The following is a 14,308-nucleotide window of genomic DNA, read 5'->3' as shown; positions in this document are numbered from 1 at the left end:
CTCCGCCAATACCACTGGCACCACCCTTTCGCATGCCGAGGCCGATGAGGCCGGCACCGCCGAGAATGACCACCGCCGCCACAGCGGAAATCCAGAATCCGGTACGTCGCACCCATGCATAGTGCCGTGTCGGAGGCCCTTCTGGCCTGCCCGAACGCCCGCGCCGGGAAAATCGGCCCGAACTTTCGACCCTCGGCACGGGTTACGTCACGCTGGGTACGCGCACAATGAGCCCATGACCTTCCCCCTCCCGACGCCCGGCGCCCTCACCGACCTCGCCCGCGCCGTGGCCGGTCAGGTGCTCGAGTCAGCCGCGTCGATCGCGACCGTGCCCGTGCGGGTGCTGGGCCTGCTGGGCCAGGGCGAGCTGCTGCTGAGCCGGGTCACCCTGCTGGCCGAGCGGACCGAAGCGCTGATCGAGCGGTTCGAGGGGGTGGTCACCGAGGCGGAGAAGGCGGTCGGCGCACTCCAGGCCATGATCAAGTCCGCGGACGACGGCCGCCCGGCCGCCGCCCGGCCGGGCACGTCGCGGGCCCGGGCAGCCCGGTCAGCCGACACGCAGACGTAGGCCGACCAGCTCGTACGAGGCGATCTCGAGCCTGATGCGCACCTGCGGCGGGCGGACCATCCGCAGGCCGGGCAGCGCCAGCAGCCGGGTCAGGAACGTCTCCGTCTCCTGGATCGCGATGTACGCGCCCGGGCACCGGTGCGGGCCGTCGCCGAAGGCCAGCCCCGCCCCCTGCACGCCGTCGGGCATCGCACGGCCGGGGCAGACCGCGCCGGGGTCCGCACCGACCGCGTCGCCGTCGAGGTTCGCCGCGGCGACCCCCACGTCCACCCGGACCCCGGCGGGGATGGTCACCGGGCCCTGCGCGCTCGGCAGCTCCAGGTCGGCCGTGGTGGTCCGGTACAGGTCACTGACCACCGGCTCCAGGCGCAGGATCTCGTGCAGGATCGCCACCCGCCGCGGCTCGTCACCCTCGGTGTACGCCCGGCGCAGCTCGTCGTCGGTGAGCAGGTGCCAGGCGGCGAGCGTGATGAACTCGCGGGTCGTCACCATCCCGGCGGCGGCGAACGTGACGCACTCGCCGAGGATCTCGGGCGCGGAGCAGCCCTCGTCGATCAGGTGGGAGATGAGGTCGTCGCGGCGTTCGGCGCGCCGGGCCGCGATCGAGGGCCGTACGTCGAAGTAGTAGAACGTGCCCAGGTTGACGTTGCCGCGCAGCGCGCGCACGGCCGCGCCCGGATTGCGCCAGCCCGGAGTGCCGCCCTGCTCGGCGAAGAAGCGTTCCAGCCGCCGTGCCATCCCCGCGCCGCCGTCGGTCAGGCCGATGACCTCGGCCGCGACGGCCACCGCCAGCTCGAACGACAGCTGCGACAGGTCCGCCTCGCCGCGCCGGCTCAGCTCGTCGCACTGCTGCTGGGCCAGACGCTCCATGAACCCGCGGTACGCCGAGTCCACCTTCCGCGGGGTGAAGTACTTCGCGGTCTGGCGGCGGTGCTCCCGGTGCTCGGCGCCGTCGCGGTACAGCACCGGCAGGCGCATCTTGCCCTCCATCCGGCGGGCGTTCTCGATGTTGAAGCCGGCCTGCCGCGTCTCCGTGCTGCGCAGCAGCGCGCGGGCGGTGGCGAAGTCCTGCACCCGCCACGTGCCGTCGGCGCCGGCGTGTGCCGGGCAGCCCGGTGCCAGCTCACCGCGGGCCACCTTGCGGGTCGATTCGACCGGGGTCTCGGCGGTCATGCGGGGCTCCTGTCGGGCGGGGTCTCCCAGGCTCGGGACGGTCCGTCGATTGTGCTTGCTCCGGCGGCTCCTGTCATTCGGTACGCGTCATTCGGTACGCGCAGAAAGGGTCCCGCGAGGGGCTGCGGGACCCTTTCCACCGTGGGAACACGCTCAGTAGACGCTCACCCCGTACACCGACAGGGGCTCGACGACGGGCTGGAAGAACGTGGTGCCGCCGGAGGAGCAGTTGCCGCTGCCGCCCGAGGTCAGGCCCAGCGCGGTGGTGCCGGAGTACAGGGAACCGCCGCTGTCGCCCGGCTCGGCGCACACCGTCGTACGGATCAGGCCGGTGACGGTGCCCTGCGAGTAGTTGACCGTGGCGTTGAGCGCGGTGACCCGGCCGGAGTGGATGCCGGTGGTGCTGCCCCGGCGGTACACGGTCGCGTTGACGGCGGGGGTGCCGGCGGACGTGATGTCCTGCGAGCCGACCGCGCCCGGGTGCGCCACGTTCGCGTTGGTGTACGCGACGATCCCGTAGTCGTTGCCCGGGAAGCTGGTGCCCGCCCGCGAACCCAGCGTCGTCGCGCCGTCGGTCCAGGTGGCGCCGATGTTGGTGCAGTGCCCGGCGGTGAGGAAGTAGTAGCTGTTGCCGCTGCGCACGTTGAAGCCCAGCGAGCAGCGGGCGCCGCCGGTGTAGATGGCGTCGCCGCCCGCGATCGTGGTGCTCAGCGTGCCGGGCAGCTGTTCCAGGCGGGCGCGGTCGCCCAGCCCGGCGACGATCGCCCGGACCGTGGCGAGCCGGGCGCCGGTGACGCTGCGGTCGGCGCTGACCACGACCTGGTTGCCGACCGGGTCGACCGCGAACGCCGTACCGGGGATCTTCAGGGTCGACCGGAGGGTGGCGTCGGCGGCCGCCAGGGCGGCGCCGCTGCGGGTGACGTACCGGGGGGTGGCGCCGGCCGCGCGGACGGCGGCGGCCGTGGCCGCGTCGGTGACGTTGACGACCACGGCGCCGTGGTCGTCCACATAGGACCCGGCAGTGCGGGTGCCGAAGCGGGCGTCCAGGGTGCCGGCCAGCGCGGAGGACGCGAAGGACGGGTCGGCGGCCACGCGGGCCGATGATGGGGCGGCGGAGGCGGGTGACGCGGCGAGTGCGCCGGCCACCAGCATCGTGACGGCCAGGCCGACGATCGGCCGCCCTGGCTTGACGGGGATTCGCACGGGTTCCTCCCAGGGGGGTGAGAGAGGTTCGCCGGTTCGGGGGTACCGGCACATGCCCGCAGTATCGAAATATTTCCATGTCAATATCAAGACTGATTACAAATATGACCTGGCCGGTTCGACGCCCGTCAAACCGGCCTTGACCTGCCACGATGGCGATGCCATAACGCCGGGCTATCACTCGTTCGGGATGGCGCGGACGGTCCGACGAGGGGTCAGACCGGGACGGCCCGCGCGGCGCCGATCGCGGCGCCGACCTCGACGAGCAGCTCGTCGGCGGTGAACGGCTTGTACAGGACCCGGGCCGTTCCGGACGTGCGGTGCCCGGCTTCCCCATGGCCGGTCATGAACAGTACGGGCAACCCCGGCTCCCTGGTGCGCAGCATGTCGGCGACGGCCCGGCCGGGCCGGTCGGGCAGGACCATGTCGGTGATCAGCAGGGCCACGTCGTCGAACGGGGCGCGCAGAGCCGACTCGGCGTCGCGGACCGCGATGGTGCGGTAGCCGCTGCGGTGGAGGATGCGCACCACGACATCGCGAACGGCATCCTCGTCCTCGACGACCAGGATCCGTTCCCCGCGCCCCGACGACGGTGCGGGCGCGGCTCCGGTCCCGGCACAGGCCGGTTGGCCGGCGACGGGGAGCAGTATCCGGAAGGTCGTGCCGGCGCCGGGCGCGGAGTCCACGGTGATGCTGCCGCCGGCCTCGCTGACGATGCCGTAGACGGTGGCGAGGCCCAGTCCGGTGCCCCGGTGGGCCGCCTTGGTGGTGAAGAACGGCTCGAAGATCCGGTCCTTGACCTCGGCGCTCATCCCGCTCCCGTCGTCACGGACGGTCAGGTGGGCGTAGCGTCCGGGCGGCAGCGGCTGGGCCGATCCCTCGGGCAGGTCGGCGACGTCCGTCTCGATGGTGATGACTCCGCCGTGGGGCATCGCGTCGCGGGCGTTGATGACGAGGTTGAGCAGGATCTGGTCGAGGCGGCTGCGCTGGGCCGAGACCGGGAGGACGCCGGGACCGGTGGTGCAGCGCAGCGTGATGTTCGCGCCGATGGTCCGCTCCAACAGGTCCGCGGCGGCGACCACGACCGCGTTGAGGTCGACCGTCTCCACCCGGTTCGGTTCCCGCCTGGCGAACAGCATCAGCTGGCTGGTCAGGGCCCGGCCGCGTTCGGCGGCATGGCGGATCCGCGCCAGATCCTGCCCCATCTGCTCGCCGGGCTCGTCGGCCATGAACTCGGCACAGTTGAGGATGACGGCCAGCAGGTTGTTGAAGTCATGGGCGACCCCTCCGGCGAGCTGTCCGAGGCTCTCCAGCCGGGCGGCCTCGGCCGCGCGCTCACCGGCCCGCTTCTCCTGCGCCTCGCGGCGCTTGCGGGCGGTGATGTCGCGTTCGGTGGCGGCGCCGCCGATGAGCCTTCCGTTCTCGTCGCGCAGCGGCCAGAGGGCGGTCGAGACGACGATCTCGGTGCCGTCCTTGCGGCGTCGAGGGGATTCGTCGACCTGCAGCTGGTGGCCCTGCGCCAGCCCGGCGAGCGTGACCGGCAACCTGGCCTGCTGGGCCGGGTCCAGCAGCGTCGCGGCGGAACGGCCGACGACCTCGTCGGCGGCGTACCCGTAGATGCGCTCGGCGCCGCTGTTCCAGGTCGTGATGGTGCCGTCGAGGGTGACGGCGATGGTGGCGTCGGCGGACTGCTCGACGATGGCGGCCAGCGTCGCCTTGTGCCGTGCCGCGTCGGCGACCGCACGGGTGACGCGTATGGCCAGCAGCACCGCAAGCAGGACACAGGCGACACCCACGACGATCATGATCGTCATCGCCCGGGAACTCGTGCGGACGGCCATCGCCGCGTCGGCGTCGACGTCGGCCTGCGCCAGCCTGGCGAGTTGATCGACCCCCTCGGCGGCCTGGCCGGACCACCGCAGCGCCTCATCCGCGACCAGAAAGTTGGCAACCGTGATCCGCCCCGGCACGCCGGACCGGTACCCGGCCACGATCTTCGCGTCGACGTCCATGAAGCGGTCGAAGGCCTTCTCGGCGAGCACCAGCTGCTGCCGTTGGGCCGCGGTGAGGTGGTGGGCGCCGATCCGGGCCAGATCCTGCCGGAACGCCGCCGCCGAGGCGAGGAAGAAGCGACGCTGGGTCCCCTCGTCGGCGGCGGCGCTCGGCACGCCGCGGACCATGTCGAACGCGTACCCGGTCTGCCAGCCGTCGAAGTCGGCCGTACGGAACTTCGCCGTGAGCGCGTCACGTTGCAGCGCGGCCGACTCGGCGACCTGCCGGTCCGCGCGGCGCTGCACGAGGATGTTGTCGACCGCGAGGCCGATCATGACGATCAACAGCAGCGCCACGAGGCCGAACGCGCCACCAAGACGCACACCGACACGAACCCGACGTAAAGTCTGCATGTCCCGGTCTTCCTCCGCCACGGGTCAGACTCAGCCGGGGGCGACGGCTCCGCGCGAACCGCAGTGATGGTCACCGGCACCGGATCCCGCGACCCCGGGACCTCCGGTCGGTGAGAGCTCGTCGCCGCGCCCCCGCGCGCGAACCCGTGACATCTACCCGGCCGGGCCGCCGGATAACCCCCTGCCCGGATCAGGCCGCCACCGGCAGCGCACCGGCCGATGCCAGCTCCGCGGCGATCCCGCGGGCCTGTGTACGGATCTCGGGCACCGCGGTCGTCTCCCACAGCGCGCCGCGGCGCAGCGGGCCGACCAGCCAGAGCCGTGGCTGGGCCGCGCCGTCGCCCGCCACCACCCGGCCGGCCGCGTCGATGTCGAGTCCCAGCCCGTGCGGGCCGACCCGGGCGAACCCCGCGCGCAGCAGCGCACCGACGAGCGGGACGGCCGCGGCGGGCAGGCGGCCCGGTCCGGTGCAGTTGACGATCGCCGCGAACCGGTGCGGCCGCCCGTCCAGGTCGGCGGTCAGCCCGCCGCCGGGCGCCGGGGCGAGCCCGGCGAGGCCGCCGGCGCGGACCGCCAGGGCACCCTCGGCACGCAGCGCGGCGATGCGCTCGGCCACCTGCGGCGCCATCCGGTGCCGGTGGCACTCCCACGGGCGGGCCAGGTGGCGCAGGAACGCGTCCTGCTCGGCCGGGCTGAGGGCGCACCACAGCCGGTCCAGATGGGGGCGCAGGCCGTCCACGACGGCGCGCCAGTCACCGGCCTGGCCGGCGCAGGCGCGCACGGCCCGGACCACGTCGCGCAGGGTGCGGCAGTCGGACAGGGCGGGAACGGTGGGCGGGGCGGCGGTCGCCGTGTGACTCAGCGGCAGGCGGCCGCGGCGGCTCACGGCGACGACCGTGCGGCCGGCGCCCTCGGCGGTGAGGGTCAGGGCGATGTCGACAGCGGTCAGCCCGGTGCCGACCAGCAGGACCGGCGCGCCGTCCGGGAGCCCCGCCAGCGCGCCGGGACGCCACGGATCGGCCACGTACGCCGGGTGGGCCGCGAGGCGCGCGGGGATGCCGGGCGGCCGGGCCCCGGCGGGATTGCCGACGGCGAGGACGACGTGGTCGGCGAAGACGATCGTGCCGTCGGCGAGGGACACCGCCACGCCGGTGCGGCCGGGATACAGCGACCGTACGGGGGCGCGGCGCACGGTACATCGGCCCGGATGCGTGGCGAGGGCCTCGTCGAGGGCGTCGCGCAGGTACCGGCCGTAGTCGCGGCGACTCTGGAACGCGTCGGGGTCGCTACCGAGGCCACGGGCGCGCGCCCAGCGGACGAAGTGGCCCGGGTCGTCGGGGTCGGCGCTCATCGCCCCGGCCCGCGAGTTCAGCAGGTGCCACGGTTGCGCGGCACCGTACGCGATCCCGCCGCCCAGCTCCCCCGGCTCGATCAGCACCACATCGTCGTCATCGGCGCGCAGCAGCTCGCGTGCCGCCAGCACTCCGGCGCATCCGCCTCCGACCACGACCACGGTTCGCCGCCCCATTGCGCCTCCCATGTCAGCCCATCCGACCATTCCCTATTAGTACGATAGGGAATGTGCGTTGGTGACGCCAGAGGCGCGCGGGTCACTCGGCCGCGATCACCTGCACCCGGGCCTCGTCGGCCAGCCGGTATCCGACGCCGTAGACCGTGGTGATCAGATCGGCGTCGCCCAGCTTGGTGCGCAGACGGCTGACGTGCACGTCCACCGTGCGGGCCGTCGTGTGGGTGTGCCCCCACACCTGCGCCAGCAACTGGCTCCGGCTGAACACCTGCTGCGGGTTGCGGGCGAAGAAGAGCAGCAGGTCGTACTCGAGGCGGCTGAGATCCAGCGGCGCTCCGTCGCGGCTCACCGCGCGCGGGCGCGGGTCGAGCCGCAGCATGCCGGGCCGGGGACGGGCCGCGAGACCGACCGGCGCCGCGGCGCGGGACCCGCCGGCCGGGGAGTCGGCAAGGGATTCGGCGGCGGACTCGGGGGCGTCCACGACCACGTCGGCGCGCGGTCCGGCTGCCGCGACGAGATCGTGCAGGGCGGCCAGGACCCGCTCCCCCTCGGGCGAGCCACCCACGCCGATGGTGACCGTCACGGTGACCGAGCGCGCGTTGTCCGGCAACGGACGCAGCCTCGTTGTTCGCCGTCGCCCCAACCGCCCGCGCGTGGGGGCGGGACGGGCTGACCCAAGATCGGCGACTGCAAGAACGGACATGGTCTTTTCCTCCGATGCTCTGGCCGCCGGCCGGATCTCGACGACGGCAACAATTGTTATCCCATGTGCGGGATAGATTTACGGACGCATTGCGGTGGCGTGGATGCCTGAACCGGGCGGGGTCACCGGTGGATCAGCGACCGGAGCAACACCGTGCGCTTGCGCATCGCAGCAGGTCAATGGCGAGGCGGGCCGTGAGTTGGATCTCGTGCAGCCGCATACCGTTCATCGTTGTCACGGCGGCTGGAGAGGTCAAAGATAATCCACCATGCGGGAATGCGTTACCGGGAAACACTTGCGCTGTCACCGGAATGGGTGACGGAGCACACGCCAAATGCATTTTCCCAGGCATCACAGTGGATTCCCACCGCCCCCGCGCAGGCACGGCGGCCGGTGGGACCGGAGCCGGACCAGCGAGCGACATGGCCACCACTCTGGCCGACCCGCCCGCCCGTGTCAACCATAACCCATAGGTTTACTAGGATATCGACAGGCGTACGCCCAGCCACCGGGTCCCCATTGGCTCTCCCCCGACGCCCGCCGGGCGGGCCACGATGGTCACATGCTCACGTCGCTGCTCGGGGTCGCGGCCGTCGCGCTCGGCATGGTGCTCACGCCGGGGCCCAACATGATGTATCTGGTGTCACGGAGCATCACCCGGGGCCGGCGAGCCGGAATGGTCTCGCTGGGCGGCGTCGCGATCGGCTTCCTGGTCTACCTGACCGCGGCGAACCTCGGCCTTTCGGTGATCTTCGTGCACGTCCCGGAGCTGTACGCCGCGGTCAAGCTGGCCGGCGCCGGCTACCTCGGCTGGCTGGCGGTGCAGAGCCTGCGTGGCGCCTCGGTGTTCGAGACGCGGGACCTGCCGGTCGACTCGCCGCGCCGGCTGTTCACCATGGGCCTGCTCACCAACCTGCTCAACCCCAAGGCGGCGATCCTCTACCTGTCACTCATCCCGCAGTTCGTGCGGCCGGGCAACGGACCCGTCGTCCTGCAGGGCTTTCTGCTGGGCGGCGTACAGATCGCGGTGAGCCTGACGGTCAACCTGGTCATCGTCTCGGCGGCCGGGACCATCGCAGTCTTCCTCGCCCGCCGGCCCGGCTGGTTGCGGGCACAACGCTGGTTCATGAGCACCGTGCTGGGCGGGCTCGCGATCCGTCTCGCCACCGACCGCGCCCCGGCCCACCCGTAGCGCCGCCACCGGCGGCCCGAACCCGCGCGGCTCCATCCGCCGGAAACCGCCCGCACGCACGCCCGGCGCGCGATAGCTTGTACGCAGCAAGGCCGGGAGTCCGCCGCCACGGGCTCCCGGCCTTCGTCACGAGCGGGCCGGAGTCGGCGCACCGGGTCAGGCGACGCCGCGGGCGTACAGGGCCAGGCGTACCCGGTTGGGGCTGTCCGTCTTCGTCATCAGGCTGGTGACGTGCGTCTTCACGGTCGTCACCCCGATGTGCAGCCGTTCCGCGATCTCACTGTTGGACAGTCCCTCGGCCACCAGATCCAGCACCTCGCGTTCCCGGGTGGTCAGCCCGGCCGCCGGGCGGGGCTCCTCCACCCGGGCGTCCACGGCCCGCCGCACCAGGCGCCGCAGCACCTGCTCGCTGAACGGGCTGTCCCCGGCCGCGGCCCGGCGGATGCCGTCGAGAAGCTCGGTCGGCGGCGCGTCCTTGAGCAGGAAGCCACACGCTCCGGCGGTCAGCGCCGGGTAGAGGTGATCGTCGTCGCCGAACGTGGTGAGCACGAGAATCCGCGCTCCCGGCCGCTCGGCGAGGATCCGCCCGGTCGCCGTGATGCCGTCCACTCCGGGCATGCGCAGATCCATCACGATCACGTCCGGCGCCAGGCGGCCGGCCAGCGTCACCGCGTCCCGGCCGTTGTCCGCCTCCCCGACCACGCTGAGGTCGTCCTCGGCGTCGCACAGCATCCGCAGGCCCGCCCGGATCAACGGCTGGTCGTCGACCAGCAGGACGCGGATCACGCGGGCTCCGCCGCTTCCCGGGGTCGAGCGGGATGATCGGCCACGGCGGGCAGGGTGGTGTGTACCCGCCAGCCGCCCTCGGCCGGCCCGGCCGTGAGCCGCCCGCCCAGCACCTCCACTCGTTCCCGCATCCCGGTCAGGCCGTGACCGCCGGAGGGCACCGCAACCGGTGGGGTGCCGCCGCCGTCGTCGCGGACCTCCCACTCCAGGTCACCGTCGTGCATCCCGACCCGCAGCCGGGCGTGCGCCGAGGTACCGGCGTGTTTGGCCACGTTGGTCAGCGCCTCCTGGGTGAGCCGCAGCACCGCCAGTCCGCGTACCGAGTCCAGCGTGCCCACGGCCGGGTCGATCTCTGCCTGCACCGTGAGGCCGGCGCGGGCCGCCGTGTCCACGGCCGCCCGCAGGGCCGCCGGTAACGCCGCCGGTTCGATCGCGGTCAGGCCCGCGTCGGTGCTGTCGGCGTCCGGGTCGCGCAGCACCGCGACCAGGTGGCGCAGGTCGGCCAGCGCGGCGGTCCCGGTGCGGTGCACGTCGTCGAAGACCTCTGCCACCCGCGGGTCGGCCTCGGGCAGCACGTGCCGCGCCACCCCGACCCGCAGCACCATCGACGCGACGTGGTGCGCCACCACGTCGTGCAGCTCGCGGGCGATCGCGCCGCGCTCGGCGGCCCGGGCCGCCCGTTCCTCGGACTCGTGGCGCCGCCGCTGCTCGGCGGCGCGTTCCTCGGCCTGCCCGGCCAGTTCCCGGCTGGTCCGGATCACCAGGCCGACGAGCACCGGCATGCCCACGACGGCGACCAGCCGGAGCACCCACTGCGGCAATGCCGACAGCGGCATCCCGATGAGGTCGACCGCCTGCGCGGCGACCACCACGCCGGCCGCCGCCCAGATCATCCAGACCCGGCCGGCGGCCATCGTGACCTCGAGCAGCGCCCAGCTGGTGCCGACCGAGTTGATCGTCGGATCGTCGATCAGGACGAACGCGGCCACCAGCAGTGCGGCCTGCACCAGCAGGTTCACCACCTGACGGCGGTGCAGGACCAGCGCCGCCGTGAACGCGATGACCGCCAGGATCCACTGCAGGAGCGTCGGCGGGCGCCCGGCGTGCGGGCCGAAGACCAGATACGCGACGCCGCTGAGGTCGAGCAGCAGCATCCGTACGCGCGTGTCGCGCGCGTCGAACAACCGGCTCACCCATCCCACGCGATCAGCCTAGGCGCTGCGCGGCGGCCGCCGGGACCGCCGCCGGCCGCGGCCACCGGGACCGCAACGACAGGTACGCCGCGAGCCCGAGCGGCCCGAGCAGGATCGTGAGGACGAGCACCGGCGAGATCACCAGCGCCGGGATGCCCCGCTCACGGGAGTCCAGCCACGCCCACCGGCCGACGAACAGGTCGAAGGCGATCATGTGGGCCCAGGCCGCCGCCGCGCCCCGGTCGGTACCGAGCAGGTCGCGCACGCTGTCCAGGGTGGGCGAGGCGACCGCGGGCAGCACCGTGCCGAGGGCCGGGAGCACCAGCGCCGCGTAGATCATCAGGACCGGCAGCACAATCAACGGCGAACCGATCACCCGCGCGGTCCACGACCACCGCGGCAGCAGGATCATCAGCACCCAGAACGGCGCCGCGACCGCGAACGTCAGCGTGAACAACGAACCCGTCATCGCAGAGTCCCCTTCGCCATCGTCGCCATGCCCTGCCGGCCCTCGCTGCGCTCGGTCGCCCCGACGGTGGTGCGGTTGCGCCGGAGCACGGCCACCATCGCGCCCACGGTCGAGGCGGCGAGGGCGCCGATCGCGGCCAGCGTCAGTGCGTCCGGGCGCAGCAACGGCTGACCCCGCAGAGCCTGCCAGGTCAGCAGCACGGTCAGCCCGCCGTACGCGGCACCGGCCACCAGCATCAGGCGGGCCCGGACGGCCTCGTCCAGGCGGCCGGCGAACCGGCTCAGCAGCAGCGCCAGCAGCGGCATCGCCTGCAGCGCGTGCAGCCCGACGAAGTGACCGATGCGCAGGTCCCCGCCGACCGTGCTCCAGCCCACCAGCGGCAGGCCGGGACCCCCGTCGGGCACGCCGACGCTGTGGGCACCGGAGATGCCGGGGGTGCCGGGCGCCGCGGTCGGCAGCACCATCGGGACGGCGGCGGCCATGCCCAGCAGCGACAGCCCCAGTCCGAGGCGGATGCCGTACCCGGCGACGCGGTCGGCTTGCGGCTGCCGGAGCAGCACCACGGTGATCACGAACTGTGCGGCGAACAGGACCATGATCGACGTACCCATGGCCTGCCACAACGCCGCGTTGAGCGGCGTCGTCTCGTTGTAGTGACTGGTCTGGCCGCGGACCACCTGGGTGATGATGACGGCTATCTCGATCACCGACATGGCGGCGACCACGGTGGCCGCCCGCTCGGCGAGGCGGCTGCGGCGCGGCAGCAGGGACAGCATCCATGCCAGGGTGAGCGTGTACACGCCGAGCGAGACCGCGAACTTGAACGGCTTGAGCCAGATCGGCACACCGGTGAGCACCCGCGGGTCCGCGACGATCCCGATCAGGGCGACCACCGCCGCCACTGCCATGAGAGCGGTGAAGGCCACCAGCGGGCGGTGCCAGCCGGCCACCCGGCGCACTGCGAGAGATGTCATGCCATCGATGCTCGCCGCCACGCCGGGCCGTTTCGTCCCTCCCGCGGCCGCACCCGGTGGCCGCCGGTCGGAGCCCGCTCTCCTCCCGCGGTAGGAGAGCGTGGACCAGCGCGGGACCGCCCACCCAGCACACGATAGAACGCCTGAGTACCTGACCTTGGGGGGAAGCTCGGCGGCGGGCTGGCCGTGGTGAGAGGCTGGGGCCGAGAGCCCGGGGCGCATGTCGGCGCCCCGCCCGAGGTGAGGCAGGGCGTTCGGACCCGCTCGTCTCGGGGCAGGTGGCAGTGGTGGGACTTCCACCTGACCGGCGGTACTTCACCGCGCCGTCCTGCGAGGTTCCCGATGAACGATCGCGACGATCGTCTTGTTCCTACCGCGGCTGGCGGTCTGTCCCCCGATCGGGCGGGCCGGGCCGATCCCGCTCCGACTGCTGGCATTGCCGCCCCGTCCGTAGCGGGCAACGACCACCGGGGAAGCACACGGTGACCCGGCCGGAACCGGTCAACTGCGACAGCGACGACCTCGGCGATTCCCGGGCCGTGCTCGGCGCTGCGTTGGACGCCTACGTGGCCATGGACGCCGCAGGGCAGGTGGTCGGCTGGAACCCGGCCGCCGAAGCGACCTTCGGTCACACGCAAACCCACGCGTGCGGGCAGGAGGTCGCCGACCTGATCATCCCCGAGCGGTACCGGGCGGCCCACCGCGCCGCCCTCACCCGCCTGGCCGCCGGTGGGCAGGCCCGGCTGCTCGGGCAGCGTCGGCAGGTGGAGGCGCTGCACGCCGACGGCCACGAATTCCCGATCGAGATGACCCTGACGGTCACCGTCACCCGCACCGGACCGGTCTTCCACGCCTTCTGTCACGACATCACCGTCGCCCGCCGCGTCAGCCGGTTCACCGAGGTCGAGGCCACCGTCTCCCGCGGCCTGGCCGAAATCCCGTCCAGCCGCGCCGGCGCCGCCCGGGTCGTCGAAGCGCTCGGCGTCAAGCTGGGCTGGCCGGTCGCCGAACTGTGGCTGGCCGACGAGGACCAGCAGATCCTGACCTGCGCGGCCCGGTACACCGCACCCGGGCGCCGACTGGGCAGCTTCGCCCTCGATGAACTCGAACCCGGAATGGGCCTACCCGGCCGCGTCCATCAGCGTGCCTGTCCGCTGTGGATTCCCGACCTGGCCGCCGACGCCGCGTCCCTGCGCAGCCGGGCCGCCGCCCGCATCGGCCTGCACGTCGCCGTCGGCGTGCCGATCCGCTCCGGCGACAACGTCCTCGGCGCGCTGTGTGTCTACGGCGAACACACCGAAGACCCCGAGGATGCCCTGACTGCCCTGCTCACCGGCGTCGCCGCGCAGGTCGGGCAGTACCTGGAACGGCGCCGGGCCGAGGAACTGACAGTGGAACTGGCGCACACCAAGGAAGAGTTCCTCACCCTGATCACCCACGAACTGCGCAACCCGCTCGGCGTCATCACCGCCGCCGCGTCACTGCTGGAAGAGGAACTCGCCGACGACCTCGACACCGACCAACGCCAATACATGCACGCCATCACGCGCAGCGCCGACCGGCTGACCGCGATGGCCAACGACCTGCTCGACCTGGCCCGGCTGGAATCCGGGCATCTGGCCATCCACCCCGCGCCGACCGACCTGGCCGAGATCATCGCGCACACCGTGGAAGCACTCGGCACGCAGGCCGCCGGCAAGAACCTCACCGTCAGCGTGGACGCCCCCACCCACCTGGAGCTGTACGCCGACGGCAGCCGGCTGCAACAGGTCGCCGACAACCTCATCTCCAACGCCGTCAAATACACCCCCGTCGGCGGCGCCATCACCATCACCGCCCATGCCGACGACGAACCCGACGACCCCGACCCGCCCTGGATCACCTGGAGTGTCTCCGACACCGGCATCGGCGTCCCGCGCGACGAGCGGGCACACCTGTTCCGCCGCTTCTACCGCACCTCGACCGCCGTCAATCAACGCATTCCCGGCACCGGGCTCGGCTTGGTCATCACCCGCACCATCGTCGAACGCCACGGCGGCACCATCACCCTCGCCGACCACAGCGGTCCCGGCACCACCTTCCGCATCCGGCTCCCCGCCAAAACCAAGACCTGA

The 14,308-nt window shown here is 72.8% G+C and carries 12 protein-coding genes; 3 read left to right on the top strand and 9 right to left on the bottom strand.

Annotation, left to right across the window (positions count from 1 at the left end; genetic code table 11):
- Positions 1-235 precede the first annotated feature (235 nt).
- Positions 236-568 (top strand): hypothetical protein, encoded by a 333-nt coding sequence (locus ACMCNN_RS08765; RefSeq protein ID WP_412745676.1) that lies wholly within the window; start codon positions 236-238, stop codon positions 566-568.
- Here ACMCNN_RS08765 and ACMCNN_RS08760 read toward each other — a convergent pair.
- The 5 genes from ACMCNN_RS08760 to ACMCNN_RS08740 form a co-directional block, all read right to left on the bottom strand.
- Positions 548-1,741, bottom strand: coding sequence for a cytochrome P450 (locus ACMCNN_RS08760; protein WP_412745675.1), 1,194 nt, complete (start codon positions 1,739-1,741; stop codon positions 548-550). The two genes, ACMCNN_RS08765 and ACMCNN_RS08760, sit on opposite strands and share 21 nt — an antisense overlap.
- A 153-nt stretch (positions 1,742-1,894) precedes the next feature.
- Entirely contained in the window at positions 1,895-2,893 is a 999-nt protein-coding gene (locus ACMCNN_RS08755; protein ID WP_412747106.1) for a S1 family peptidase, read from the bottom strand.
- Between the two features lie 266 nt (positions 2,894-3,159).
- Entirely contained in the window at positions 3,160-5,319 is a 2,160-nt protein-coding gene (locus ACMCNN_RS08750) for an ATP-binding protein (protein WP_412745674.1), read from the bottom strand.
- A 220-nt stretch (positions 5,320-5,539) separates the two neighbouring features.
- A complete protein-coding gene (locus ACMCNN_RS08745) occupies positions 5,540-6,877 on the bottom strand; it encodes an FAD/NAD(P)-binding protein (protein ID WP_412745673.1) in 1,338 nt (445 codons plus the stop codon).
- 82 nt (positions 6,878-6,959) lie between these two features.
- Positions 6,960-7,487 carry a winged helix-turn-helix domain-containing protein gene (locus ACMCNN_RS08740; RefSeq protein WP_412745672.1) on the bottom strand — a complete coding sequence of 176 codons (528 nt, stop codon included), beginning with the start codon at positions 7,485-7,487 and terminating at the stop codon, positions 6,960-6,962.
- 655 nt (positions 7,488-8,142) lie between these two features.
- On the opposite strand from ACMCNN_RS08740, the gene ACMCNN_RS08735 reads away from it, so the two are divergent.
- Entirely contained in the window at positions 8,143-8,772 is a 630-nt protein-coding gene (locus ACMCNN_RS08735) for a LysE family translocator (RefSeq protein WP_412745671.1), read from the top strand.
- 156 nt (positions 8,773-8,928) lie between these two features.
- Here ACMCNN_RS08735 and ACMCNN_RS08730 read toward each other — a convergent pair whose 3' ends face one another.
- Genes ACMCNN_RS08730 through ACMCNN_RS08715 form a run of 4 tightly spaced genes read right to left on the bottom strand, consistent with a single transcriptional unit; the run spans position 8,929 to position 12,194 of the window.
- Positions 8,929-9,558 carry a response regulator gene (locus ACMCNN_RS08730; protein ID WP_412745670.1) on the bottom strand — a complete coding sequence of 210 codons (630 nt, stop codon included), beginning with the start codon at positions 9,556-9,558 and terminating at the stop codon, positions 8,929-8,931.
- The gene (locus ACMCNN_RS08725; protein WP_412745669.1) at positions 9,555-10,760 is read right to left on the bottom strand and encodes a sensor histidine kinase; all 1,206 of its coding nucleotides are present in this window, start codon (positions 10,758-10,760) and stop codon (positions 9,555-9,557) included. Before ACMCNN_RS08725 ends, ACMCNN_RS08730 begins: the two co-directional genes overlap by 4 nt.
- 4 nt (positions 10,761-10,764) lie before the next feature.
- On the bottom strand, positions 10,765-11,220 hold the full coding sequence (locus ACMCNN_RS08720) for an ABA4-like family protein (protein WP_412745668.1): 456 nt from the start codon (positions 11,218-11,220) through the stop codon (positions 10,765-10,767).
- The gene (locus ACMCNN_RS08715) at positions 11,217-12,194 is read right to left on the bottom strand and encodes a hypothetical protein (protein WP_412745667.1); all 978 of its coding nucleotides are present in this window, start codon (positions 12,192-12,194) and stop codon (positions 11,217-11,219) included. Before ACMCNN_RS08715 ends, ACMCNN_RS08720 begins: the two co-directional genes overlap by 4 nt.
- 482 nt (positions 12,195-12,676) lie before the next feature.
- On the opposite strand from ACMCNN_RS08715, the gene ACMCNN_RS08710 reads away from it, so the two are divergent.
- Positions 12,677-14,308: an ATP-binding protein gene (locus ACMCNN_RS08710; protein ID WP_412745666.1), complete on the top strand. Its 1,632-nt coding sequence runs from the start codon at positions 12,677-12,679 to the stop codon at positions 14,306-14,308.

This window comes from Krasilnikovia sp. MM14-A1004 (assembly GCF_047159485.1).
In the GTDB taxonomy this organism is placed as follows: domain Bacteria; phylum Actinomycetota; class Actinomycetes; order Mycobacteriales; family Micromonosporaceae; genus Actinoplanes.
Note: the sequence above shows the minus strand (reverse complement) of the source record. Positions and strands in the feature narration are given on the sequence as shown.

Excerpts from the sequence above, each read along its gene's own strand:
- ACMCNN_RS08765 (WP_412745676.1), top strand. The coding sequence starts at position 236 with ATGACCTTCCCCCTCCCGACGCCCGGCGCCCTCACCGACCTCGCCCGC.
- ACMCNN_RS08760 (WP_412745675.1), bottom strand. The coding sequence starts at position 1,741 with ATGACCGCCGAGACCCCGGTCGAATCGACCCGCAAGGTGGCCCGCGGT.
- ACMCNN_RS08755 (WP_412747106.1), bottom strand. The coding sequence starts at position 2,893 with ATGCTGGTGGCCGGCGCACTCGCCGCGTCACCCGCCTCCGCCGCCCCA.
- ACMCNN_RS08745 (WP_412745673.1), bottom strand. The coding sequence starts at position 6,877 with ATGGGGCGGCGAACCGTGGTCGTGGTCGGAGGCGGATGCGCCGGAGTG.
- ACMCNN_RS08735 (WP_412745671.1), top strand. The coding sequence starts at position 8,143 with ATGCTCACGTCGCTGCTCGGGGTCGCGGCCGTCGCGCTCGGCATGGTG.
- ACMCNN_RS08720 (WP_412745668.1), bottom strand. The coding sequence starts at position 11,220 with ATGACGGGTTCGTTGTTCACGCTGACGTTCGCGGTCGCGGCGCCGTTC.
- ACMCNN_RS08715 (WP_412745667.1), bottom strand. The coding sequence starts at position 12,194 with ATGACATCTCTCGCAGTGCGCCGGGTGGCCGGCTGGCACCGCCCGCTG.